This is a genomic window from Pseudomonas sp. FBCC-B1667 (genome assembly GCF_059133255.1).
In genome coordinates, this window is the sequence record NZ_CP101437.1 from 6331957 (window position 1) to 6357436 (window position 25480).

Sequence of the window (25480 nt, forward strand, 5' to 3'; positions counted from 1 at the left end):
CTCTTAACTTTTAACCTTCACCGTTCGCGTTATCGGCATCTTTCGGTGCCGAACGACCGCGAAAATCAATCAGGCTGTCGACGATGGCCAAGACCACCAGCAACGGATAGATCAGCTGCATGAACAGCAACAGCGTGACGTACAACCCCACCAGCCAGAACCTGGCCAGTCGCTTCTGCGCCACCAGCCCGTGAATCAGGGCCAGCCCGGCGAACACCAGCGGTACGCTGCACAACGGCGTTAACATGGCCATCTGCGGACCGATGTTCGGCCCCAGAAGCATGCACGCCAGCAGCAACATCGCCGGCAAAAGCGGGAATCGGATGGCGCGAAACTCGCGACCAAAACCACCCGGGTTGTACAACAACGCCTGCCAGTAGCGCCCGACAAGCAGGCTCAGCACACTGACGATTTGCAACAAGGCCGCAATCAGGCCGGTCAGGACCGGTGCAATCAGGGACGCAAAATGCGCTTGCTCGTCTACCGACAACTTCTCGTAGACATCACCGAGTAGCGACGGCATGACTTTTATCAAAGCCTGCGCCAGCATCTCGATTTGGGGACCAAACGTCGCCCCCAGCACCACTGAAAACACCACTCCCATCGCTATGCTGACCAGCAGCACGCGGTCCCAGGATTCGCTTGCGCGCAAAACCAACGCAAGGCTCGAAGAACCCAACAGCACCAGAAGCGCCCGAGGGTCATCCGAGTAGAGCCACCAGATCAACGCCGGCAGCATTCCCAGGGCAAGAACGCCAAGGGCGTCCTTCAATCCGCGCCGCAGAAGCACAAGGCATCCCGCGGCAGCACCCAACCAATACAACAACGGCAATGTTACGCATCCAGCCACTACGAGAGTGGCCTGCATGCGGCCGCGCATGATGAACTCAGCTATGGCGCGCATACATTCAATCCTTTGCTACGTGTCGACTGCCCGGTCTCAGCGGCCGTGGCTGTCGGTGTAGGCCAGCAGGGCCAGGAAGCGGGCGCGCTTGATAGCGGTGGCCAGCTGACGCTGATAACGTGCTTTGGTACCGGTGATGCGGCTTGGAACGATTTTGCCGGTCTCGGATACATAAGCTTTCAGAGTGTTGAGATCTTTGTAATCGATCTCTTTCACGTCTTCAGCGGTGAAGCGGCAGAATTTACGACGACGGAAGAAACGTGCCATGTAATAGGCTCCTCAAAAGGTCCGTGGATTACTCGTCAGCGTTATCGCTGTTGTCGCTGTCATCACTATCAGCGCTTTCAGCGCCTTCGTGCTCAGGACGGTCGCGACGCTCACGGCGCTCACTGCGGTTTTCTTCAGCCTTGAGCATCTCGGATTGGCCGGTAACGGCTTCTTCGCGACGGATGACCAGGTTACGGATCACTGCATCGTTGTAGCGGAAGTTGTCTTCCAGCTCGGCCAGGGCCTTGCCAGTGCACTCAACGTTCAGCATCACGTAGTGAGCCTTGTGAACATTGTTGATTGCGTAGGCCAGTTGACGACGGCCCCAATCTTCCAGACGGTGGATTTTGCCGCCGTCTTCTTCGATCAGCTTGGTGTAACGCTCTACCATGCCGCCGACTTGCTCGCTTTGATCCGGGTGGACCAAAAAGATGATTTCGTAATGACGCATGAATGCTCCTTACGGGTTGTAGCCTGCCGCTCAAAAGCGGTCAGACAAGGAGTGAATGACACTTATGGACTTGCTTGCGATAGACACATGCGTGCCTGCCGTCACAGCAAGGGGCGCAATTGTAGAGAAGGGACAAGAGAGGTGCAAGGCAATTGGTGATTATTTGAACAGTTCGTTCGCACCACAACTTTTCGCCCTGACACAAACCACTGTGGGAGCGAGCAAGCTCGCTCCCACACGGGATTTGCAGCAGATCAGGACTTTTTGCCGCCCGCGGCAGCTTTGACACTGCGCTGACGCTGAGCTTCGAACAGGCAAACGCCAGTCGCCACGGAAACGTTGAGACTGCTGACGCTGCCCGTCATCGGCAAATGCACCAGGTAGTCGCAAAGATCACGCGTCAGGCGACGCATGCCACTGCCTTCCGCACCCATGATCAGGATGGTCGGGCCGGTCATGTCTTGCTGATACAGGCTCTGCTCAGCTTCGCCCGCCGTACCGACAACCCACAAGCCACGCTGCTTGAGCTTTTCCAGCGTGCGCGCCAGGTTGGTCACGGCGACCAACGGAATCACTTCCGCGGCGCCACAGGCCACTTTACGCACCGTCGGGGTCAGCGTCGCTGATTTGTCCTTGGGCACGATCACCGCCAGCGCACCGGCCGCATCGGCCGAACGCAGACAGGCGCCGAGGTTGTGCGGATCGGTCACGCCGTCGAGCACCAGCAACAGCGGTGCGCCTTCGGTACGGTCCAGCAACTCGTCGAGCATCGCCTCACCCCAGACCTGGCTTGGACTCACGTCCGCCACCACGCCTTGGTGCACGCCCTCAACCCACGCATCCAGCTCGCGACGCTCGGCATTACCGACCGCAACGCGGTTTTCAGCTGCGAGCTGGATCAGCGTTTGCACGCGCGGATCACTACGACCTTCGGCCAGCCAAATCTGCTTGACGCGTTTCGGGTGGTGGCGCAGCAACGCCTCTACCGCGTGTACGCCGTAGATTTTTTCCAGATTACTCATGACTTGGCCTTAGGTTTACGCGCTCCGCCACTTTTGGCAGCTGGAGCGGAACCCGCTTTTGGCGGGCCTTTACGATGTTTGCTCGGTTTTGCTGGCTTGCCGCCGGGGGCCTTGTCAGGCGCCGACCGTCCGGTCTTTCCCCCAGACGCCGCTTTACCGCCGCTTTTCGCTTCAGACAGCAACGCCTGTTTCATTTCACGACTTTTACGCAGTTCGGCGTTTTTGGCCGCAGCATCGCTTGGGCGATAGGCTTCGACAGCCTTTTCCTTCGCAGGACGACGACCGGTTTTTGCCGGCGCCGGCTCTGCAGCGGTTTTAGCTGCTGGAGCTGTTGTTTCAGTTCCGCGCTTCTTGCGGCCAATTGGCGCGCTGATGGTTTTTTCAGCCATCTCGAAGTCGATCTTGCGCTCGTCGAGGTCAACGCGCATGACGCGCACTTCAACGGTGTCGCCCAGGCGGAAGCTGCGCCCCGTACGCTCACCGGCGAGGCGGTGGTGCACAGGATCGAAGTGGTAGTAATCGCCTGGCAGCGCGGTGACGTGCACCAAGCCTTCGACGTAGATATCGGTCAACTCGACGAACAGGCCAAAACCGGTCACGGCGGTGATCACACCCGGGAACGACTCGCCCACGCGATCTTTCATGAACTCGCACTTGAGCCAGTTCACGACATCGCGGGTGGCTTCGTCAGCACGGCGTTCGCTCATCGAGCACTGCTCGCCGAGTTGCTCCAGCGCCGCTTCGTCGTACGGGTAGATCCGCGCTTTCGGAATGGTCATCGCCCCAGCACGGCGAACGTGCGGGGTGTTCTGCTTGGAATGGATCACGCTGCGGATCGCCCGGTGCGTGAGCAAGTCCGGGTAGCGGCGAATCGGCGAGGTAAAGTGGGTATAGGCTTCATAGTTCAGGCCGAAGTGGCCCTGGTTATCAGCGCTGTACACCGCCTGACTCAACGAACGCAGCATGACGGTCTGGATCAGGTGAAAATCCGGACGGTCCTTGATGCTGGCCAGCAATGCCTGGTAATCCTTCGGCGACGGGCCGTCCTTGCCTTTGTGCAGGGACAGGCCGAGTTCACCGAGGAACGCGCGCAGCTTTTCCAGACGCTCCGGTGGCGGACCATCGTGGACGCGATACAACGCTGGGATTTCGTGCTTTTTCAGGAATTCAGCGGTGGCCACGTTGGCCGCCAGCATGCATTCCTCGATCAGCTTGTGCGCATCGTTACGAACGGTCGGACGGATTTCGGCAATCTTGCGCTCGGTTCCGAAGATGATCCGGGTTTCCTGCGTTTCGAAATCGATCGCGCCACGCACGTGACGAGCGGCCAGCAGCACTTTGTACAGTGCGTAAAGCTGCTTGAGGTGTGGCAGAACGTCGTTGTACTCGCCACGAAGCTGACGTGCCTCGGTGAGTTTCGGCGTTTCCAGCATCGCGCTGACTTTGTTGTAGGTCAGGCGGGCATGGGAGTGAATCACTGCTTCATAGAAGCAATAGTCGGTCATTTCGCCAGACTTGGAGATGGTCATCTCGCAAACCATGGCCAGACGGTCGACGTGCGGGTTCAGCGAGCAGAGGCCGTTGGACAGCTGCTCAGGCAGCATCGGCACGACGCGCTCGGGGAAGTACACCGAGTTGCCGCGAACCTGGGATTCGTTGTCCAGCGCCGAACCGATCTTCACGTAGCTGGAAACGTCGGCAATCGCCACGTACAACTTCCAGCCGCCGGAGAACAGCCGCAGCTTGCCCGGCTTGGATTCGCAGTAAACCGCGTCATCGAAGTCGCGCGCATCTTCACCGTCGATGGTCACGAACGGCAGATGACGCAGGTCGATGCGCTTCTCTTTGTCTTTCTCTTCGACTTCCGGCTTGAGCTTGGCGGCTTCTTTCAAGACCGCTTCCGGCCAGACATGAGGAATGTCGTAGGTGCGCAGGGCGACATCGATTTCCATGCCCGGCGCCATGTAGTTGCCCACGACTTCGACCACATCGCCTTGCGGCTGGAAGCGTGGTGTCGGCCAGTGAGTGATCTTCACCTCAACGAATTGGCCAATCTGTGCATTGGCATTGCGACCCGGCGTAACCAACACTTCTTGCTGGATCTTCGGGTTATCCGCAACGACGAAACCAATGCCGCCTTCTTCGAAGTAACGACCGACGATGGTTTCGTGAGCACGGGAAACCACTTCGACAATCATGCCTTCACGGCGACCGCGACGGTCGAGGCCGGAAACGCGGGCCAGGGCACGGTCGCCATCGAAGACCAGGCGCATCTGCGCCGGGCTCATGAACAGGTCGTCACTGCCGTCATCCGGAACCAGGAAGCCGAAACCGTCACGGTGACCGCTGATGCGGCCCAGGATCAAGTCGAGCTTGTCCACCGGCGCATACGTGCCGCGACGGGTATAGATGAGTTGAGCGTCGCGCTCCATGGCGCGCAGGCGGCGACGCAGGGCTTCGATCTGGTCTTCTGTGGTCAGACCAAACTCTTCGACCAGCTGTTCGCGGTTAGCAGGCGAACCTCGATCAGCAAGGTGCTGAAGGATCAGTTCGCGGCTAGGAATAGGGTTTTCATATTTTTCCGCTTCACGAGCGGCCTCGGGATCGAGGGACTGCCAATCGGCCATTAGAGAGTTTTCACCTTGTCTATATGCGGGTTAGTTTGGCATAGGCGTAATGAAACGGGAAATTTCAAGCTATGACAGCCCTTCTAAAGCCCTTTATCGACATCGCAGCGCTGATTTGAAGACCACTTGCGAAATTTTCCAGGTTTTTTCGATGCCGGGGGTTTACAGTTAAAAAGACGCTCCGTATAGTGCGCGCCATCGACGACGCAGACGCGCTGTCGATAATGCCCAGATGGTGAAATTGGTAGACACGCCAGCTTCAGGTGCTGGTGACCGCAAGGTCGTGGAAGTTCGAGTCTTCTTCTGGGCACCAATTCCGAGCTTGAGATTAGATCAATTTCAAGGCTCACACAAAAACCCGCGAAAGCGGGTTTTTGCATTCTAAGCATCTGATTTATTAAATCTAAATCAGGGGTTTACAGATCAAAACGCTCTCCGTATAGTGCGCCACATCAACAGCGGCAACGCTGAAGATAATTGCCCAGATGGTGAAATTGGTAGACACGCCAGCTTCAGGTGCTGGTGACCGCAAGGTCGTGGAAGTTCGAGTCTTCTTCTGGGCACCAATTCAAATTCAAGGTCACGACCCTGAATTTCACAGAAACCCGCGAAAGCGGGTTTTTGCGTTTCTGGCATCCAGAAATCTGACAGCGCTTTCCTCTGTGGCAAGGGATCTGTCCCAGGTCGTCTAAAAAAGACTTCCCAACCCCAAGACGCACTTGAGAAACAATATCGTTTATCATTGTTGCAAGTTTTTGCAATGCGACTGTGAGGAACCCTGCGAATGATGTTTCGAAATACCCTGCGCCGCGGCCTGACCTTCACCCTGCTCGGCCTGGCGCTCGCCACCCCCCTCACCCAGGCTGCCGATCCGGTTTCCCTGACGCTCTACAACGGTCAACACAAGGAAGTTGGCGACGCCATCGCCAAGGCGTTCGAAGCCAAGACCGGCATCCATGTGAACGTGCGCAAAGGCAGCAGCAATCAGCTCGCCAGCCAGATCATGGAAGAAGGTGACCGCTCCCCCGCCGATGTGATCTACACCGAAGAGTCGCCGCCGCTGAACAAACTCGGCGAGCAAGGTTTCCTGGCCAAGACCGACGACGCCACCCTGGCGGTTCTACCCAAGGACTATGTAGCGGGCAACGGCACCTGGATCGGCATTACAGCTCGGGTCCGGGTCGTTGCATTTAATCCCAAGCTGATTGAAGAGAAAGACTTACCGAAATCGGTAATGGAATTCTCCAACCCAAAATGGCAAGGCAAGGTCGGCTTCGTGCCCACCAGCGGCGCCTTCCAGGAACAAGCGGTCGCGATCATCAAAGTGCACGGCATGGATGCGGCAGAAGAATGGCTGACCGGCCTGCGCGCGTTCGGCAAGACCTACAGCAACAACATGGTCGCCCTGAAGGCCGTGGAAAATGGTGAGGTCGCCACGGTGCTGGTGAACAACTATTACTGGTTCGCCCTGCAACGCGAGAAAGGCCAACTGGATTCCAAACTGCATTATTTCACCGGCGGCGATGTCGGCGGACTGATCACCGTTTCCAGCGCAGCTGTGCTCAAATCCAGCAAACACCCAGCAGAAGCCCAGGCATTTCTGGCCTACATGGCCAGCGAAGAAGGCCAGCGTGTGATCACCCAGACCACCGCTGAATACCCGCTGCACAAAGGTATGGAATCGGATCGCGGCCTCAAGCCGTTCAGCGAACTGCAAGCACCCGACGTTACGCCAGCCGATCTCGGTAACGCCGAACAAGCCCTCGACCTGGAACGCGACGTTGGCTTGAACTGATGAGCGCATCGTTATCCGCCGGGAGCTGCGTGCCACGGCGCAAGCGGCCGTCGATCTGGCTGTTGCTGCCGGTGCTGTCGCTGGTTGTGCTCAGCCTGTTGCCGCTGATGTACGTCGGACTCAAGGCCTGGCAAGCAGGCTGGGCCGAGGCGTTGCATCTGCTGTGGCGACCTTATGTGCTTGGACTGCTGCGCAATACCTTGGCGCTGATGGCCGGCGTGACGTTGGCCTGCGCCGCGATCGGCCTGTCGCTGGCCTGGCTGCTGGAACGCAGCAATCTGCCGGGACGGCGTTTGTGGGGCGTCATCCTCTGCTTGCCGTTCGCCGTTCCTGCATTTGTCAGCAGTTTTACCTGGGTATCGCTCAGCGCTCACTTCGAAGGCCTGGGCGGGGCCATTCTGGTGATGACGCTGTCCAAGTACCCTCTGATTTTTCTACCGGTCGCAGCGACCCTGCGCAATCTTGATCCTTCCCTTGAAGAATCTGCCCGGACACTTGGACAGAATCGCTGGGGCGTGTTTTTCAGAATCACGTTGCCGCTACTCTGGCCGTCGTTACTGGCGGGCTCACTGCTGATCGCGCTGCACATGCTGGTGGAGTTCGGCGCGCTATCGATCATTGGCCTGCAAACCTTTACCACGGCCATCTATCAGCAGTTCGAACTGGAATTCAGTAATGCCAACGCGGCCATGCTATCGGCGGTGTTGCTGGCGCTGTGCCTGGCGTTGCTATGGCTGGAGCTGCGCGTTCGCGGCAAGGGCCGGCATGTTCGTACTGGCCAGGGTGCGGCGCGGCATGCGGAACAGGTTCGATTGGGGCGCTGGACTGGCGTGGGACAGCTTTATTGCCTGGCGCTCGCGATCATCGGCAGCGGCATTCCGCTGGGGATGCTGGGGTATTGGCTGGCGGTCGGCTCCTCAGCAGCCTTCCCGGTCGCTGCAATCGGTGAAGCACTGCTCTCATCACTGGCACTGTCGCTGGGTGGCGCAGCGCTTTGCCTGGTGCTGGCCGTGCCGGTGGGCTTGCTGGTGGTCCGTTACAAGGGTCCATTGGCAATCTGGGCCGAGCGCCTGCCCTATCTGCTGCATGCGCTGCCGGGTTTGGTGATTGCGCTGACGCTGGTGTATTTCGCGCTGCATTACGTGCCGGTGCTGTACCAGACGTCCGCCTTGCTCCTGATCGCTTACGCGCTGTTGTTTTTGCCACTGGCCCAGGCCCCGATTCGGACAGCTCTGAACAAGGCTGCGCCGCAACTGGAAGAGGCAGCACGCACGCTGGGGGCTACGTCATTCAGCGCGTTTTGCAGGATCACGCTGCCGATTATTTTCCCGGCGCTGGGTGCGGCGTTTGCATTGGTATTTCTGGATGCGATGAAGGAGCTGACGGCGACATTGCTGCTGAGCCCGACCGGGCTCAATACCTTGGCGACAGAAGTGTGGGCGCATACCGCAAATGTGGAGTTTGCGGCGGCGGCGCCTTATGCGGCGTTGTTGATAGTGGTGTCGGGGGTGCCGGTTTATCTACTCACGACTCGAATGTATTTGAGCCGTTGAGACCGCTTTCGCGAGCAAGCCCGCTCCCACACTGGATCTACTGTGAGCTCACTATTTGTGCGCGCCTGAGATCAAATGTAGGAGCGGGCTTGCTCGCGAAGGGGCCAGCCCGGACAACCGATTACGCCCTGAACTGCCCCAGACTCGCCTTCAACTGCGCCGCGAGCCCATCCAGCACTTTACCGCTGGCCGTGGTTTCCACCACTGCCTGAGCTGCTTTCTCAGCTTGCGCATGAATGGTTTCAACCCGTCCGCGCACCGCCTGCGCACCTTGCGCCTGATGCGCCGCTGCCTGAGTCGCCAGGCCAATGGCTGCATGCACTTGCTCGACCGACTCCTGCACCGACTGCTGCAACCGCGCACTGTCGCGCAACACCAACAAACCTTCGCTGGCCTGACGCCCGGCCTGACCAATCGCCGCCACCGCTTCACGCGCACCTTGTTGCAAGGCCACGATGTGCGCCTGAATGTCGCCGGTCGAACTCTGTGTTTTGCTCGCCAGCGCCCGCACTTCGTCAGCGACCACGGCAAAACCGCGACCGGTCTCGCCCGCGCGCGCCGCTTCGATGGCCGCGTTTAGTGCCAGCAGGTTGGTTTGCTCGGCGATCCCGTGGATCACGGTTAGAACCACCTCGATCTGCTCGCTCTGCTGCGCCAGCCGCTCGATGACTTTCGCCCCGGTGTCGACTTGCCCGGCCAACGCTTCGATCAAGCTGCCGACTTTCGCCGAGGTCCGGGTGTTCTCATCAGTCGCCGAACGAATATCCACCACCTGCCGCAAAGCCGCCTGCATGGCGTGGCTTTCTGACTGGGCTTCATCAGCCATTTGCGACAACGCGCGCAGGCTCTCGGCCACTTCATCACGCTGCATACCCGCCGCTTTGTCAGCCCCGGCATTACGCAGGGTCATGGCACCGATTTCCACGCCAGTACGCTGAGCCACATCGCCCGCTTCACGCACAATAGGCTGCAACTTATCCACAAAACGGTTGACCGCCGACGCCATGTCACCGATTTCGTCCTGACTGTTGATCTGCACGCGCTTGGTCAGGTCACCCTCGCCTGCCGCCAGATCATCCATGGCGCTGATCAGCAGCTTCAAGCGGTTGACCACGCGACGCCCGAGTACCACGGCCAGCAACAGCAGCACGCCGCAACCGACCAGCGCCAGGCCCAGGCCAATGCGCCAGCGCAAGGTCGCTGCAGCTTCCTGGACAGTGCTGGTGGTGTTAGCTTTCATTTCAGACGCCGTGGACTGCGCCGACTGCAAACGCGCGCCCATCGCCGCGGCACTGTCAGCAGCAGCGCCTTTGAGGCTGTCGCCCACCAGTTGATCGCTGCTGGCAATCAGCGCCGAGAAGCGCTTGTCCAAGGCCGCGAGGTCGGTTTCCACCGAGGCGGTGGAGACCCCCATTATTACCTTGCCGATTTCCACGCCATTGGGATTGATCGAGGCCTCCAGGTAATAAACCGACGAGTCGTTTTTCGCCGCATCCAGCACTTTGTCGAGCGCGCGCTCGCCTTGGCCTTTTTCCAGCAGGGCCTTGTTGATCGGGTTTTCACGATTGAGGTAGCGCGTCAGATGCTGCCCGGTTGCATCGTCGTACACCACGAACAAGACGCTGGGATTGCGCTGGGCCCGGCGGGCGAATTCGGACAGGGTTGGAACGTCGCTGTCCCACATCGCGCGGGGCGCGACCGAGGCCAGAAGCTGCGCCATGTCATTGGCGGAGTCCTTCAGGTCTTTTTCCAGCGTCGCACGCAACTGAGCCTGCTCGTCCTTCAAACGCGAGGACAAACCGGCCGTGAGGCGCTGACGCGTGCTGGTCGAGAGGTTGTCGAGGCTCGACGTGACTTCACGTCCTGCCTGCTCAAGTTCGCCAGAGAGTTTTTGACTGTCGGCACCCAGGCGCACACCCAGATCGGCTTCCAATGCAGTCACTGTGCTCCGGGTCAGAGCAACAGCCACCAGCACTTGCACCAAAAGGGCGATACCGAGGGTAACGAACACGGGCCGCAACAAACGGCTTTGTAACAATGAGAGAACGGCCGACACTTAAAATCCCTCTGCTTTGGCGCCATTAAATTGATGGCGCGCTGGAAGCGATGCTTTTATTCAACATCACAGCAAAGGTCATGCCGTCCAGGAGGCATAAACGACAAAGGGCCCTATTAAGGGCCCTTTGTGTTTCATTTCAATGACTTATCAAGCAAACGGATGACGCAGAACGATGGTTTCGTTGCGGTCCGGGCCCGTCGAAATAATGTCAATCGGCGCGCCGATCAACTCTTCAACGCGCTTGATGTAGGCACGAGCGTTAGCGGGCAGCTCTTCCAGGGTTTTGGCACCCACGGTCGATTCGGTCCAGCCCGACACTGCTTCGTACACAGGCTGAAGGCCTACGTAGCTGTCAGCGTCAGTCGGAGCAACGGCGTTGCCCTGCGCATCTTTGTAGCCGACGCAGATGTTGATGGTTTCCAGGCCGTCGAGTACGTCCAGCTTGGTCAGGCAAATGCCCGAGATGCTGTTCACATCGATTGCGCGACGCAGGATAACGGCGTCGAACCAGCCACAACGACGGGCACGGCCGGTGGTAGCACCGAACTCGTGACCTTGTTTGGCCAGGTGCGCACCCACTTCGTCAAACAGCTCAGTCGGGAATGGGCCCGAACCGACGCGAGTGGTGTAAGCCTTGGTGATGCCCAGGATGTAATCCAGGAACATCGGGCCAACGCCCGAACCGGTCGCCACGCCACCAGCGGTGGTGTTGGAACTGGTCACGTACGGGTAGGTGCCGTGGTCGATGTCGAGCAACGAACCCTGGGCGCCTTCGAACATGATGTCTTTGCCGGCGCGGCGCAGGTCGTGCAGCTCGGCCGTCACGTCCAGCATCAACGGCTTCAGCAGCTCTGCGTATTCCTTGCACTCGGCCAGAGTTTTCTCGAACTCGATGGCAGGCTCTTTGTAGTAACCCACCAGCATGAAGTTGTGGTAGTCCACCAGTTCACGCAGCTTGTCTTCGAAGCGCGGCATGTTGAGCAGGTCGCCAACGCGCAGGCCACGACGAGCAACCTTGTCTTCGTACGCCGGGCCGATGCCACGACCGGTGGTACCGATCTTCAGCTCGCCACGGGCCTTTTCACGGGCCTGGTCCAGCGCCACGTGGAAGGACAGGATCAGCGGGCAGGACGGGCTGATACGCAGGCGCTCGCGCACCGGTACGCCTTTCTCTTCCAGCTTGGTGATCTCGCGTAACAAGGCGTCAGGTGCAACCACCACGCCGTTACCGATCAGGCACTGCACGCCTTCGCGCAGTACGCCCGACGGGATCAGGTGCAAGACGGTTTTCTCGCCGTCGATCACCAGAGTGTGACCAGCGTTGTGGCCACCCTGGTAGCGCACTACGGCGGCAGCATGTTCGGTCAGCAGATCAACGATCTTGCCTTTGCCCTCATCACCCCATTGGGTGCCCAGGACTACGACATTCTTACCCATAACACTTGTCCTCATTCGCGCAAACTTGGTGCCGGCAGCCGCCGGCGGGAAAACTCAAGAAGCCAGCGGCAATACTTGCCAAAGCCCGTTCTGCTGAATCAATTGCCGGTCGCAGTCCGCTTCACGGGCGGCGGCCAATGGTTGCCCAGGCAAAGCCTGAACGACACGCTGACCCTCACTGCGCAACTGGCAAACCTGCTGCCAGAGTGCCGCATCCGTACTGTCAGGCATCCAGATACCGCCAGACGGTAGCTCGATTTCAGCACGCCCCAGGGTCACCAGGGTTTTCAAATCGGTAGAGAAGCCAGTGGCCGGACGCGCGCGACCGAAGTCGGCGCCGATGTCATCGTAGCGACCGCCCTGGGCGATGGACTGGCCAACGCCCGGCACGAACACCGCGAACACCACACCGGTGTGATAGTGGTAACCGCGCAACTCGCCAAGATCGAAGTACAGCGGCAGCTCCGGGAAACGCACGGACAGACGCTCGGCAATCGCCAGCAGGTCGTCCAGAGCCGCCAGAACAGGCGCCGGCGCATTCGCCAGACGTTCGCGGGCGGCGCCCAACACTTCACGGCCGCCACATAGATCAACCAATGCGCGCAGCATGCCCGACACATCGGCAGGCAGGCCTTCGGTCAAGGTAATGACCTCGTCGATCGCCTTGCGTTGCAACGCATCGAACAATTGTTGCTCGACTTCGCCAGACAAACCGGCAGCGCGAGCCAGGCCACGGTAGATGCCGACATGACCGAGGTCCATGTGCACATCCGGCACATCGGCCAGTTGCAGCATAGCCAACATCAGGCTAATGACTTCCACGTCGCTGCTCGGGCTGGCGTCGCCGTACAACTCGGCACCCAACTGGATCGGGCTGCGCGAGGACGACAAGGCACGAGGCTGGGCGTGCAGCACGCTACCGGCATAGCACAGGCGGCTCGGGCCTTCGCGGCGCAAGGTGTGCGCGTCAATGCGCGCCACTTGCGGCGTGATGTCGGCACGGAAGCCCATTTGCCGGCCCGATTGCGGGTCGATGACCTTAAAGGTACGCAAATCGAGGTCAGAGCCCGCGCCGGTCAGCAGGGATTCCAGGTACTCGATATGGGGAGTCACGACAAACTCGTAACCCCAGCTCTGGAACAGATCCAACACCTGACGACGCGCGACTTCAATGCGCGACGCTTCTGGTGGCAGTACTTCTTCGATGCCATCTGGCAGCAGCCAGCGGTCTACCGTTGCCATTACGCCATTCCCCTATGATCCGGGCGGCAAGCCCTCGGGCGAGCCTTGAGTGAAGCAGAAAATGATCGGCTCATGTGCAAACCACGCGCATGGACGACACGGCGAAAAGCCTTGAACCGGCTTCGCCAATCACTTTCCTCGAATAACCTGTTGAGCCTGCATAAAAACAGCAATCAACCGTGCAGACGCAAAAAAGCCGGGAATTTCCCGGCTGCCGCATCATACACACGTTTTCCCAAAGGATCACCCCGCCCGAGACTTTAGCCGCCAGGCGGGGGATGATTCAGGTCAACGCAGTATCAAGGCTTGGCTTTTTCCAGGTAACGGAAGAAGTCGCTGCTTGGGTCGAGGACCAATACGTCGGATTTGTTCGCGAAGCTTTCACGGTAGGCACGCAGGCTACGGTAGAACGCGTAGAACTCCTGGTCCTGGCCGTAGGCCTTGGAGTAAATCGAAGAAGCCTGGGCGTCACCGTCACCTCGAACCTCTTCAGATTCACGATAAGCCTCAGCCAGCAACACGCGGCGTTGACGATCAGCGTCGGCACGGATGCCTTCTGCCAGCTCGTTACCCTTGGCGCGGTGCTCGCGAGCTTCACGCTCACGCTCGGTGCTCATACGTTCGAACACGCTGCGGTTCACTTCTTTCGGCAGGTCGATGGCCTTGACCCGAACATCGACAACTTCGATGCCCAGTTCTTTTTCCGCCATTTTGTTCAGCGAAGCGGTGATGTCCGCCATCAGCGCGTCACGTTCACCGGAAACCACTTCGTGCAGGGTGCGCTTGCCAAACTGGTCACGCAGGCCCGATTCGAGACGACGGGACAGGCGCTCGTCAGCAATCTGCTTGAGGCCGGAAGTCGCGGTGTAGAAGCGCTCGGCATCTTTCACGCGCCACTTGGCAAAGGCATCGACCATGACGGCTTTCTTTTCCAGCGTCAGGAAGCGCTGTGTCGGTGCATCCAGCGTCATCAGGCGTGCGTCGAATTTGCGCACCTGGTTAACGTAAGGCACTTTCACATGCAGCCCTGGCTGAACATCCGCCTGGACCACGCGACCGAACTGCAGCAACACCGCGCGCTCGGTCTGAGCCACGATGTAGAAACAATTCCAGCCTACCAACACCACAACGACGCCAACAATCAGGGCGATCAGCGATTTATTGCTCATCAGCGGGTCTCCCTTGTGCGCGCTTGCGGCTGGTCAGTGACATGTGGCGCGACATCCGAATTGCTACTGGCTGCTGCCGAACCGGTTACCGGTGCATTACCGCCAGAACCGCTCTGAATCATCTTGTCCAGCGGCAAGTACAGCAGATTGCTCTGGCCATTCTTGTTGCCGGTCACGAGGACCTTGCTGGTGTTGGTGAAGACTTCCTGCATGGTGTCCAGGTACAGACGTTCTCGGGTGACTTCAGGGGCCTTGCGGTATTCGGCGACCAATTTGGTGAAGCGATCAGCCTCACCCTTGGCGCGCGATACTGTTTCATCACGGTAACCGTTGGCGTCTTCAAGAATGCGCTGGGCCTGACCACGGGCTTCCGGCACAACGCCGTTGGCGTAGGTTTCAGCCTGGTTGCGCGAACGCTGCTCGTCTTCACGGGCACGAATCACGTCATCAAAGGCTTCCTGTACTTCACGGGGCGCCGCGGCGTTCTGAACGTTCACCTGTGTAACAGTGATGCCTGTGCGATAGGTATCCATGAAGCGTTGCAGACGCTCCTTGATTTCGCTGGCCATCAACTCACGACCTTCGGTTAGCACTTGGTCCATCGCGGTGGAACCCACCACATGGCGCAAGGCACTGTCGGTCGCCTGCTGCAGGCTGATTTCCGGCTGGTCGACGTTCAGTACGAAATCCTGCAGGTTGCTGATCTTGTACTGCACGGTCAGCGGCACTTCGACGATATTCTCGTCTTCGGTCAGCATCTGGCCTTGCTTGGTGTACGAACGCTCGCGCGTCACGTTCTCCATGTACTTCTTGTCGATCGGCGGGAAATAGATGTTCAGGCCCGGGCCGACGGTTTCGTAGTACTTGCCGAAGCGCAGCACCACGGCTTGCTCCTGCTCGTCGACGACATAGACCGCGCTGTACAGCCAGACAGCCGCCAGCACGACGAGTACGACACCAAGAATGCCGCCCAAGCCGCCACTCTTGCCCGAACCACCTCCGTCATCACCACGTTTCTTACCACCACCGAACAACCCGTTCAGGCTTTCCTGCAGCTTTCGGAAGGCCTCGTCGAGATCCGGTGGTCCCTTGCGGTCGCCGTTATTGCGGCGCTTGCCACCCCAAGGATCCTGATTATTCGAGTTGCCACCCGGCTCATTCCAAGCCATAGCGCTCTCCATCTGATAAAGCAAAGACGCACCCACGGCGCGCCGACCAATGCTACAGAATGCCTGTCACCACGGCACAACCGCTTTCTCAGGCTTTTATTGCAAAGTGTGTTGCTCGATGAACTCATTCGGCTGCAAACCTTCGCGGCTCACCAATCGATTCAACTCGATCCGTGGCAAGCGAACGGCCAGCAAGCTGATGCCTTCTTCGTCGTGTTCTTCTTTCTGCACCGCTCCGAGCTCGAAAAATTGCGCACGCAATCGAGCGAATCGTTGCGGCAAGCGCAAGGTACCGATAAACAGATCACTGCCGAGTAATTCTGCAATGGCTTGTTCAAGCAATTCCAAGCCCGTGCCATCACGCGCCGACAGCCACACCCGCAGGGGTTTGCCGTTTTCGTCGCGCTGGATTTGTGGCTCAACGCCTTCAAGCAAATCGAGTTTGTTATAGACCTCGAGTATCGGCAAGTCCTGGGCACCAATCTCGCCCAGTACCACCATTACCTGCTCGATCTGCAACATGCGATCCGGCTCGGCCGCATCGATCACGTGCAACAACAGGTCGGAGTTGCTCGACTCTTCGAGGGTAGACCGAAATGCCTCGACCAGCTTGTGGGGCAAGTGACGAATGAAACCTACCGTGTCCGCCAGGACAATCGGCCCCAGGTCGTCCAGATCCAGACGGCGCAGGGTCGGGTCCAGCGTGGCAAACAATTGATCAGCCGCGTATACGTCGGATTTCGTCACGTTATTGAAGAGCGTGGATTTACCGGCGTTGGTATACCCCACCAGCGACACGGTAGGGATATCCGCACGCATACGGCCACGTCGCGACTGTTCACGCTGGCTGCGCACCTTCTCCAGCCGGCCCTTGATCTGTCGCAGGCGAACCCGCAACAAACGACGGTCGGTTTCAAGCTGGGTTTCACCGGGGCCACGCATGCCGATACCGCCACCTTGGCGCTCGAGGTGAGTCCAGCCACGAACCAGCCGGGTGCTCATGTGGTCAAGCTGGGCCAGTTCTACCTGGAGCTTGCCTTCATGGGTGCGGGCGCGTTGGGCGAAAATATCGAGAATCAGACCGGTACGGTCGATCACGCGACACTCGAAAACACGTTCGAGGTTACGTTCCTGACTGGGCGTGAGGATGTGATTGAAAATTACCAGATCGGCCTCTTCGGCCTTGACCAGGTCGCGCAGTTCCTCGACCTTGCCACTGCCAATGAGGAATTTGGCGGTTGGCCGATGACGCGGCACGTTAAAAAACGCAACGGTCTCGGCGCCCGCCGAATTAGCCAGTTCCTGAAACTCCTGCGGATCTTCGCGCGCCTCAGGGTCCTGTCCATCCAAGTGAACGAGGATCACTCGCTCACCACCACCGTGGCGCTCAAAGAACAAAGGAGACTCCTATCAGGCGTTACCTGGCTCAGCGTCACCTGCTTCGGATTCGGTTGCGCTTGGCAGACGAATTGGACGAACCGGCACCACTGTCGAGATAGCGTGTTTGTAAACCATTTGGCTCACGGTGTTTTTCAGCAGGATAACGAACTGGTCGAAAGACTCGATCGTGCCTTGCAGTTTGATCCCGTTGACCAGGTAGATAGACACCCCAACTTTCTCTTTACGTAAAGTATTCAAGTAAGGGTCTTGTAGCGAATGCCCTTTTGACATGTGCCGCACTCCTTTAAGGATTCAATATAAAAAATAGGTAAACAGATGACTTTAGCCGTCACACCCCCAAGGATAGACGGCAATTGCAAGGACTCAGCTCAATATGGAGATGGTCCCCAAGTATTTCAAGGCGCGCGGCAGATTGTCGCAATCAAGGCTGTCCAGCCAGTGTATATCAGCCCAACTGCGCAGCCAGGTGAACTGACGCTTTGCCAATTGGCGCGTGGCAATGATTCCCCGCTCCTGCATCTCGGCTTGCGTCAGCTTGCCATCCAGGTAATCCCAGACTTGTCGGTAGCCTACCGCACGTATAGACGGCAACCCGGAATGCAGGTCACTTCTCTTACGCAGGGCTACGACCTCGTCAATGAATCCCTGTTCCAGCATATTCGTGAATCTTTGTTTAATTCGCTCGTGCAGTACCTGGCGATTTGCCGGAGCAATGGCCAAGTTCGCGACAGTATAGGGCAATTGTTGCAGTCCCGAAGCGGCTGCTTCGGTACTTTGCACAGATTGTCTCAGTCGCAGCTCGGTCATGCTCTGACCGCTGACGCGATAAACTTCCAGTGCCCGACTGAGTCGCTGCGGATCGTTTGGATGAATGCGCGCAGCAGACTCAGGGTCAATCACTGCCAATTGTTCGTGCAGCGCTTGCCAGCCAAGGCGTGCAGCCTCCTCCTCGATCTGCGCACGCACCTGCGGGTCCGCCGCCGGCATGTCCGCCAGTCCTTCGAGCAACGCCTTGTAATAGAGCATTGTTCCGCCCACCAGCAGCGGAATTTTTCCCCGCGCCGTGATCTCGGCCATCGCTTCCAGGGCATCACGACGAAAATCGGCGGCGGAATAGCTCTCGGCCGGGTCGAGAATGTCGATCAAACGGTGCGGAAATTCAGCGAGGATCTCTTTCGAAGGCTTGGCGGTGCCGATATCCATGCCCCGATAGACCAGCGCCGAATCGACACTGATCAGTTCGCACGGCAGGACCTTGGTCAGCTCGATGGCCAGGTCGGTCTTGCCCGCAGCAGTCGGGCCCATCAGGAAAATCGCTGGAGGAAGCTGGCTCATCAACGACCGCGCAAGAACAGTTTGTCCAGATCGTCCAGGCCCAATTGGGTCCAGGTCGGTCGGCCATGGTTGCATTGACCGCTGCGCTCGGTGTTTTCCATGTCGCGCAGCAGACCGTTCATTTCCGGGATCGCCAGGCGCCGATTCGCACGAACCGCGCCATGGCAGGCCATGGTCCCGAGCAATTCATTCAGATGCGCCTGGACCCGATCGCTGGTGCCATATTCCATTAAATCTGCCAAGACATCACTGACCAGTCGATTGGCTTCCGCCTGCTTGAGCAAGGCCGGGATCTGTCGGATGGCCAGGGATTCAGGCCCCAGGCGCTGCAATTCAAAGCCCAGACGCTGGAACAACGCAGCGTGCTCTTCGGCGCAATCGGCTTCACGCTGACTCACCGCCAGGGATTCCGGCACCAGGAGCGGCTGGCCGCTCAGGCCTTCGCTGGCCATGGCGATTTTCAGGCGTTCATACATGATCCGCTCGTGAGCCGCATGCATGTCCACCAGCACCATCCCCTGAGCATTTTCCGCAAGGATGTAGATGCCTTTGAGCTGCGCCAATGCGTAACCCAGCGGCGGAATATCATCCTGCCCGGCCGGCAGTGCGACTGCATTGGCCTCGGGCAACGGCGCGAAGAATTCACGATACGCGGCCTGGGCCTCGGCGACCGGCACGCCGGATTGAGGCCGTGGTGTGTATTGATACTGATAACCGGCGCCCGCCCCTGAACCGGCCGGGGTATTGAACGACGGCTGAGCCTGGGGCTGCTCCAGCAGCGCATTGGCCGCCAGACGCATTTCGCCCTGCGGACCGAACTCACCGGCATCGAGGCCGGTCGGTCGGACGATGGCCGTCGCTACCGGTGCGGTCAAATGGTCTTCCGGCCGCACATCGCCCAAGGCGCGGTGCAAGGTGCCGTAGAGGAAATCGTGAACCATGCGCCCGTCACGAAAGCGCACTTCGTGCTTGGTCGGGTGCACGTTGACGTCGACGCCTGCAGGATCCACTTCGAAAAACAGCACGAACGTCGGATGCCGGCCATTGAACAACACGTCGCGATAGGCCTGGCGCACCGCGTGGGCCACCAGCTTGTCACGCACCGCGCGGCCATTCACGAAGAAGTACTGCAAGTCTGCCTGGCTGCGATTGAAGGTCGGCAATCCTACCCAGCCCCACAAATGCAGGCCGTTGCGCTCGATTTCGATCGGTAGCGCCTGCTCCAAAAAACCTGAACCGCAAATTGCCGCCACACGCCGGGCGCGGGCAGCGTCGTCATGGGCTTCATGCAGGCTGAGAATAGTTTTCCCGTTGTGGCGCAGGTGAAACGCGACATCAAACCGCGCCAGCGCCAGTCGTTTGATCACTTCTTGCAGGTGATCGAATTCGGTTTTTTCGGTCTTGAGAAACTTGCGACGCGCCGGGGTATTGAAAAACAGGTCGCGCACTTCCACTGAGGTGCCGACCGGATGGGCCGCTGGTTGCACGCGCGGCGCCATGTCCCGGCCTTCGGTTTCGACCTGCCAGGCCTGATCGGCATCGCGGGTGCGGGACGTCAGGGTCAGGCGCGCCACGGAGCTGATCGATGCCAGTGCTTCGCCCCGAAACCCGAGGCTCATGACCTGCTCAAGGTCTTCCAGATTACGAATCTTGCTGGTGGCGTGTCGCGCCAGGGCCAGCGGCAGGTCATCGGCAGAAATACCACTGCCATCGTCGCGCACGCGCAGTAGCTTGACGCCGCCCTGTTCGACATCGACATCGATGCGCTTGGCGCCGGAGTCGAGGCTGTTTTCCAGGAGCTCCTTGATCACCGAAGCCGGACGTTCGACCACCTCGCCGGCGGCAATCTGGTTCGCCAGTCGCGGGCTGAGCAGCTCGATGCGCGCACTGTTGATCACGACCTGGTTCATTCTTTCGCCGCCAGCTCGGTGCCCGGAATGGTCAGGTGCTGACCGATTTTCAGCTCATCATTGGACAGGTTGTTGGCGCTGCGCAGCGTGGCCGGCGACACCTGATAGCGCACGGCAATCATTGCCAGGGTCTCACCCGGGCTGACCCGGTGATCACGTGGGCCTTGAGCGATTTTTCCGGAGTCGCGCAGCCAGGCAATGTAAGTGCCCGGCGGTGGATTCTGCTGGAAGAACTGGCGCACGCCGCTGCTGATCGAACGCGCCAGCGCCTGCTGGTGATTGGAGGAGGCCAGTTTGGACGCTTCGTTGGAGTTGGAGATGAACCCGGTTTCCACCAGGATCGACGGGATATCTGGCGACTTCAGCACCATAAACCCGGCTTGTTCCACACGCTGCTTGTGCAGCGGCGTGACCCGACCAATGTTGCTCAGGACTTTCTGGCCCACGTTCAGGCTGGACGTCAACGACGCCGTCATCGACAGGTCGAGCAGCACGCCCGCGAGCATACGGTCCTTGTCATCGAGGCTGACGTTGCCCGCACCGCCAATCAGGTCGGAGCGGTTTTCACTGTCCGCCAGCCAGCGGGCTGTTTCCGAAGTCGCACCGCGATCAGACAGGGCGAACACCGACGCACCGAAGGCGGCGGCCGACGGCGCGGCGTCGGCGTGGATCGAAACGAACAGGTCAGCGCCTTTCTTACGGGCGATTTCGGTTCGGCCGCGCAGCGGAATGAAGTAGTCGCCGGTACGGGTCAGTTCGGCGCGGAAGCCTTTCATGCCGTTGACTTGACGCTGCAACTCACGGGCGATGGCCAAGACCACATCTTTTTCTTTCTGACCACGAGAACCTGAGGCGCCCGGGTCTTCACCACCGTGGCCGGCGTCAATCACCACAAGGATGTCGCGCTTGCCAGCCGGTGCAGGTGGGAGCTTGATAGCGGGCTCAACAGGCGTGACGGGCACGGCCGGCATCGTGGCGACCGAAGGGGTCTGCGTCGGGCTCGGGGTTGGCGACGGCGACGCGTCGGCGGCGTTATCAAACAGATCGACCACCAACCGGTTGCCGTACTGAGCGTTTGGAGCCAGGGAGAAGCTTTTCGGGGTCACGGCCTTTTTCAGATCGATCACTACCCGCAGGTCGGTCGGCGTGCGTTGAGCCGAGCGCATCGCAGTAATCGGGGTATTGGAGGTGTTGACGTTCAACGGCGCACCGAGTGTCGCGCCATTGATGTCGATCACCAGTCGATCCGGAGCGGTGAGGGTGAACACGCTGTGCTGCACAGGCCCGGTCAGGTCGAACACCAGCCGTGTGTTGTCCGGCGCCCGCCACAGGCGAACACTGTTGACCTTTGTATCGGCCACAGCGTCGACGGTCACCGCCAAAAACAACACTCCTACGGCAGCTACCATCGCGCGAAAGCGCATACCTGACCCCATCATTTAATTGAATTCCAATGCCAAAGCGGCACACCAGGCCTCGCCGCGCGAGCCCCGGGATAAAATTTTCAGCGAACGCCCGCTGTCTTGCGGGCTAATGGTAATGGTCAGGTCGGGCTTTGGCAAAAAGCCTGCACCTTTATCGGGCCATTCGATCAGGCACAGCGCGTCGTCGTCGAAATAGTCGCGAATGCCGAGGTACTCCAGCTCTTCCGGATCGACCAATCGGTACAAGTCGAAATGGAAGGCGCGGATGTCGCCGATCTCATAGGGCTCGACCAAGGTGAAGGTCGGACTTTTCACGGCCCCTTCATGCCCCAGACCGCGGATGATACCCCGCGACAACGTGGTTTTACCCGCCCCCAGGTCCCCTTCCAGAAAAATCAGACCGTGCCCTTGGGTGGTTTTTGCGATGCGCGCACCAAAGTCTGTCATCGCCTCTTCATCAGCCAGGTACAGGGTTACTTCAGACACGGTGCTTGCTCCTCCAACAACAGACGAATGGCCGGAATCAGATCACTGGCCGCCAGCCCACGGCCATTTTTACCTTGTTGCTCACCGGCATTGGCGTGCAGCCAGACTGCCAGACACGCAGCGTCAAACGCCTGCATGCCTTGAGCCAGCAGCGCCCCCACCAAACCGGCCAGCACATCACCCAACCCCGCGGTGGCCATGGCCGGATGACCTTGATGACACACGGCAAGGCGCCCATCGGGACCGGCGATCAGGCTGCCGGCGCCTTTCAACACCACGACCGCTGTATATTTTTTGCTCAATGCATGCGCCGCTGCCGGGCGGTCAGCCTGCACTTGAGCGGTGCTGACCCCCAGCAACCGCGCCGCTTCGCCCGGATGCGGCGTGATCACGCAGTCCTTGGGCAAACTCACCCGTTCTTCGGCCAGCAGGTTCAACGCATCGGCGTCCCAGACTTGCGGCAAGGGTGCATTGGCCGCCGCCGACAGCAAACTGCGCCCCCAGGAAGCCTGCCCCAAGCCGGGGCCGACCACCAGCACGGAAACCTTTTGCAGCAGTTCCATCAATTGGTTGGCCGATGAAGCCCCCAGCACCATGGCTTCAGGCAGTCTCGCCAGCGCGGCTGGTACATGCTCACTGCGGGTTGCCACGGAGACCATACCGGCGCCGGTGCGCAGGGCGCTCTGTGCGCTCAGCAGGATCGCGCCACCCAAGCCGAGATCGCCCCCGATCAGCAACACATGGCCGAATTTGCCTTTGTGGGATGTCGGCGCTCGCGGCGCAAGACGCGGCAGGTTGCCGGCCGTCAGACGCCGGGCGCTGATCGCAGCAGCCTCGACCAACCGTGGATCGGCGTGCAAATCATTGAAAACCAGTTCACCGACGCAGTCTGCAGCATCACCGGTGAACAGCCCCAGCTTCAAGCCGATGAAGGTTACGGTGAGATCGGCTTGCACTGCCACACCGAGGACTCGACCGGTATCGGCGCAAAGGCCCGAAGGGATATCCACCGCCGCCACCGGCAACCCGCAGGTATTGATCGCCGCGATAGCATCAGCGCAAGGCGCACGCACCTCACCCGTCAGACCGGTGCCGAGCAAAGCATCGAGCACGACGCCGCGCAATCCGGATTGTGCAGACCAGGGTTCGATCTTTACTTTTTGCGACACCGCCTCGGCATACGCCAACGCTGCATCCCCCTGCAGACGCTGGGGATCGCCCACCGCCAACACGCGAACCGACCAACCCGCACGCCTGGCCAGTACCGCCACCAGATAACCGTCGCCGGCGTTATTGCCATGACCGGCCAGCACCGTCAATTCATTGGCCGACGGCCATTGCCGGACCATCGCCCGCCAGGTCGCCCGCGCCGCGCGCTGCATTAACTCGAAGCCCGGTGTGCCGGCCGCGATCAGACTCGCATCCAGCCCACGGACCTGCGCAGCGCTATACAGCGCGTCGGGTAAATTATCTTTAGTGTGCGGCATGCGTCTTCGGGCTCCGATGTCTGGCAGAATTATACGCACCTCAGCTCCGGTTTCTCTCGCCTCATGCCCGCAATTACTACAGACCTGCCCGCCCTCGCCCAATCCATCAAGGACTGGGGCCGCGAGCTGGGCTTTCAGCAAGTCGGCATCAGCGGCCTGGACCTGGCCGAGCATGAGCAGCATCTGGAGCGCTGGCTCGCTGCCGGCTATCACGGCGAAATGGACTACATGGGCGCCCACGGCAGCAAACGCTCCCATCCCGAAGAGCTGGTGCCCGGCACCTTGCGCGTGGTTTCCCTGCGCATGGACTACCTGCCCGGCGACACCCAAATGGCGCAATTGCTGGCGCAACCGGAAAAAGCCTACGTCTCGCGTTATGCTTTGGGACGCGATTACCACAAATTGATTCGTAAACGCGTGCAACAACTGGCCGACAAAATTCAGGCGCAAATTGGCCCGTTTGGTTTCCGCGCCTTCGTCGACAGCGCCCCGGTACTGGAAAAAGCCATCGCCGAACAGGCCGGTCTCGGCTGGATCGGCAAAAACACCCTGGTGTTGAATCGCAAGGCCGGCAGTTACTTCTTTCTCAGCGAGCTGTTTGTCGACCTGCCGTTGCCGGTCGATCCGCCCCACGCCACCGAACATTGCGGCCGCTGCACCGCGTGCCTCGACATCTGCCCGACCAATGCCTTCGTCGGCCCTTACGTACTGGACGCCCGGCGTTGCATTTCCTACCTGACCATCGAACTGAAAAGTGCAATTCCGGAAGATCTGCGGCCACTGATCGGCAATCGGGTGTTTGGTTGCGACGACTGCCAGATCGTCTGCCCGTGGAACCGCTTCGCCCGCCCGTCCGGCGAAAGCGACTTCAAGCCCCGGCACAATCTGGACAATGCGGAACTGGCTGAGCTGTTCATGTGGGACGAGGATAAATTCCTCAGCAGCACTGAAGGCTCGCCGTTACGCCGGGCGGGTTATGAGCGCTGGTTGCGTAACCTGGCGGTGGGGTTGGGCAATGCGCCGTCGAGCATTCCCGTGCTGGAAGCGCTGAAAGCCCGCAGGGATTACCCCTCGGAGTTGGTGCGCGAACACGTCGAATGGGCGCTCAAGCAACACGCCAACCGTCAGGCTTCGTCGTTGTAGACGAACTTCGGCATTTCCCAATGGAAACGAATCGCCAGCAATCGCAGTAGAAAACCGCCAAACAGCGTGATCAAAATCGCCTGTTCGCCAGGTAATTCCAGATAGATGCAGAGCATGTAGCACCACGCCGCCGCGAACGAGACACTGGCGTAGAGCTCTCGGCGGAAGATCAGCGGGATGTCGTTGCAGAAGATATCGCGCAAGATACCGCCGAATACGCCGGTGATCACGCCACTGACCGACGCCACCAGCATGCCGTGGCCCATTTCCAACGCGGTCATGCAACCGATCAGGGTGAACGCCACCAAGCCCACAGCGTCGAGCACCAGGAACAGCGAGCGCAGGTGACGCATCCAGCGTGCGGTGAAGACGGTCACCATGGCGGCGACCGAGGTCAGCACCAGGTATTCCGGGTGTTTGACCCAGGTCAGCGGGTAATGGCCGAGCAGTACGTCACGCACCGAGCCGCCGCCCAACGCTGTTATGCATGCAATCAGCACCACGCCAAACCAGTCCATCCCGCGACGGCCGGCAGACAGCGCGCCGGTCATGGCTTCGGCGGTGATGGCGATCAGGTAGAGCATCAGCAACATGGGGGC

Annotated in this window: 20 protein-coding genes, 2 tRNA genes and 2 pseudogenes; 5 read left to right on the forward strand and 19 right to left on the reverse strand. The window is 59.6% G+C overall.

The features are described from left to right. Window positions 1-10: 10 nt before the first annotated feature. The 5 genes from NL116_RS29285 to rnr all read right to left on the reverse strand — a co-directional run bounded on the left by NL116_RS29285 (window position 11) and on the right by rnr (window position 5271). A complete protein-coding gene (locus NL116_RS29285; RefSeq protein ID WP_494375097.1) occupies window positions 11-904 on the reverse strand; it encodes a hypothetical protein in 894 nt (297 codons plus the stop codon). Window positions 905-940: 36 nt separating this feature from the next. Beyond that, window positions 941-1171: a 30S ribosomal protein S18 gene (rpsR, locus tag NL116_RS29290; RefSeq protein WP_002551829.1), complete on the reverse strand. Its 231-nt coding sequence runs from the start codon at window positions 1169-1171 to the stop codon at window positions 941-943. 28 nt (window positions 1172-1199) lie between these two features. Then, on the reverse strand, window positions 1200-1622 hold the full coding sequence (gene rpsF / locus NL116_RS29295) for a 30S ribosomal protein S6 (RefSeq protein WP_003217491.1): 423 nt from the start codon (window positions 1620-1622) through the stop codon (window positions 1200-1202). A 254-nt stretch (window positions 1623-1876) separates the two neighbouring features. After that, window positions 1877-2644 (reverse strand): 23S rRNA (guanosine(2251)-2'-O)-methyltransferase RlmB, encoded by a 768-nt coding sequence (gene rlmB, locus NL116_RS29300; protein ID WP_494375098.1) that lies wholly within the window; start codon window positions 2642-2644, stop codon window positions 1877-1879. Then, window positions 2641-5271 (reverse strand): ribonuclease R, encoded by a 2631-nt coding sequence (rnr, locus tag NL116_RS29305; protein WP_494375099.1) that lies wholly within the window; start codon window positions 5269-5271, stop codon window positions 2641-2643. The genes rlmB and rnr overlap by 4 nt, the downstream gene beginning before the upstream one ends. A 226-nt stretch (window positions 5272-5497) precedes the next feature. On the opposite strand from rnr, the gene NL116_RS29310 reads away from it, so the two are divergent. From NL116_RS29310 to NL116_RS29325, 4 genes are all read left to right on the forward strand, one after another. Further along, window positions 5498-5584 (forward strand) — tRNA-Leu (locus NL116_RS29310). A gap of 166 nt (window positions 5585-5750) precedes the next feature. Further along, window positions 5751-5837: transfer RNA gene (locus NL116_RS29315), tRNA-Leu, on the forward strand. Between the two features lie 218 nt (window positions 5838-6055). Then, window positions 6056-7066, forward strand: a complete 1011-nt coding sequence (locus NL116_RS29320) for an extracellular solute-binding protein (protein WP_494375100.1) — start codon at window positions 6056-6058, stop codon at window positions 7064-7066. Continuing rightward, entirely contained in the window at window positions 7066-8619 is a 1554-nt protein-coding gene (locus tag NL116_RS29325) for an ABC transporter permease (protein ID WP_494375101.1), read from the forward strand. Before NL116_RS29320 ends, NL116_RS29325 begins: the two co-directional genes overlap by 1 nt. Before the next feature lie 121 nt (window positions 8620-8740). Here NL116_RS29325 and NL116_RS29330 read toward each other — a convergent pair. The 13 genes and pseudogenes from NL116_RS29330 to NL116_RS29390 all read right to left on the reverse strand — a co-directional run. Next, window positions 8741-9256: pseudogene (locus NL116_RS29330) on the reverse strand (methyl-accepting chemotaxis protein); the annotation flags it as partial. A gap of 390 nt (window positions 9257-9646) precedes the next feature. Next, a pseudogene (locus tag NL116_RS29335) lies at window positions 9647-10339 on the reverse strand (methyl-accepting chemotaxis protein); the annotation flags it as partial. A gap of 486 nt (window positions 10340-10825) precedes the next feature. Beyond that, entirely contained in the window at window positions 10826-12115 is a 1290-nt protein-coding gene (locus NL116_RS29340; RefSeq protein ID WP_494375102.1) for an adenylosuccinate synthase, read from the reverse strand. Between the two features lie 54 nt (window positions 12116-12169). Then, window positions 12170-13357, reverse strand: coding sequence for an ATP phosphoribosyltransferase regulatory subunit (locus NL116_RS29345; RefSeq protein WP_494375103.1), 1188 nt, complete (start codon window positions 13355-13357; stop codon window positions 12170-12172). Window positions 13358-13656: 299 nt separating this feature from the next. Next, on the reverse strand, window positions 13657-14526 hold the full coding sequence (hflC, locus tag NL116_RS29350) for a protease modulator HflC (protein ID WP_140668302.1): 870 nt from the start codon (window positions 14524-14526) through the stop codon (window positions 13657-13659). Next, on the reverse strand, window positions 14526-15695 hold the full coding sequence (hflK, locus tag NL116_RS29355) for an FtsH protease activity modulator HflK (protein WP_494375104.1): 1170 nt from the start codon (window positions 15693-15695) through the stop codon (window positions 14526-14528). Before hflK ends, hflC begins: the two co-directional genes overlap by 1 nt. A gap of 96 nt (window positions 15696-15791) precedes the next feature. Then, complete coding sequence (hflX, locus tag NL116_RS29360) at window positions 15792-17093, reverse strand: ribosome rescue GTPase HflX (RefSeq protein ID WP_494375105.1); 1302 nt, start codon at window positions 17091-17093, stop codon at window positions 15792-15794. Between the two features lie 12 nt (window positions 17094-17105). Further along, a complete protein-coding gene (gene hfq / locus NL116_RS29365; protein WP_007902656.1) occupies window positions 17106-17366 on the reverse strand; it encodes an RNA chaperone Hfq in 261 nt (86 codons plus the stop codon). A 93-nt stretch (window positions 17367-17459) separates the two neighbouring features. Beyond that, on the reverse strand, window positions 17460-18431 hold the full coding sequence (gene miaA / locus NL116_RS29370) for a tRNA (adenosine(37)-N6)-dimethylallyltransferase MiaA (protein WP_494375106.1): 972 nt from the start codon (window positions 18429-18431) through the stop codon (window positions 17460-17462). Next, entirely contained in the window at window positions 18431-20341 is a 1911-nt protein-coding gene (gene mutL, locus NL116_RS29375; RefSeq protein ID WP_494375107.1) for a DNA mismatch repair endonuclease MutL, read from the reverse strand. The genes miaA and mutL overlap by 1 nt, the downstream gene beginning before the upstream one ends. Continuing rightward, on the reverse strand, window positions 20338-21780 hold the full coding sequence (locus NL116_RS29380; protein ID WP_494375108.1) for an N-acetylmuramoyl-L-alanine amidase: 1443 nt from the start codon (window positions 21778-21780) through the stop codon (window positions 20338-20340). The genes mutL and NL116_RS29380 overlap by 4 nt, the downstream gene beginning before the upstream one ends. Beyond that, window positions 21781-22251 carry a tRNA (adenosine(37)-N6)-threonylcarbamoyltransferase complex ATPase subunit type 1 TsaE gene (gene tsaE / locus NL116_RS29385; RefSeq protein WP_494375109.1) on the reverse strand — a complete coding sequence of 157 codons (471 nt, stop codon included), beginning with the start codon at window positions 22249-22251 and terminating at the stop codon, window positions 21781-21783. It abuts the gene before it with no gap. Further along, entirely contained in the window at window positions 22239-23738 is a 1500-nt protein-coding gene (locus NL116_RS29390) for an NAD(P)H-hydrate dehydratase (RefSeq protein ID WP_494375110.1), read from the reverse strand. Before NL116_RS29390 ends, tsaE begins: the two co-directional genes overlap by 13 nt. A 63-nt stretch (window positions 23739-23801) precedes the next feature. Here NL116_RS29390 and queG point away from each other — a divergent pair, with 63 nt between their 5' ends. Continuing rightward, window positions 23802-24881 (forward strand): tRNA epoxyqueuosine(34) reductase QueG, encoded by a 1080-nt coding sequence (gene queG, locus NL116_RS29395; RefSeq protein ID WP_494375111.1) that lies wholly within the window; start codon window positions 23802-23804, stop codon window positions 24879-24881. Here queG and NL116_RS29400 read toward each other — a convergent pair. After that, window positions 24863-25474: a trimeric intracellular cation channel family protein gene (locus tag NL116_RS29400; protein ID WP_494375112.1), complete on the reverse strand. Its 612-nt coding sequence runs from the start codon at window positions 25472-25474 to the stop codon at window positions 24863-24865. The genes queG and NL116_RS29400 overlap by 19 nt on opposite strands. Window positions 25475-25480: the final 6 nt, after the last annotated feature.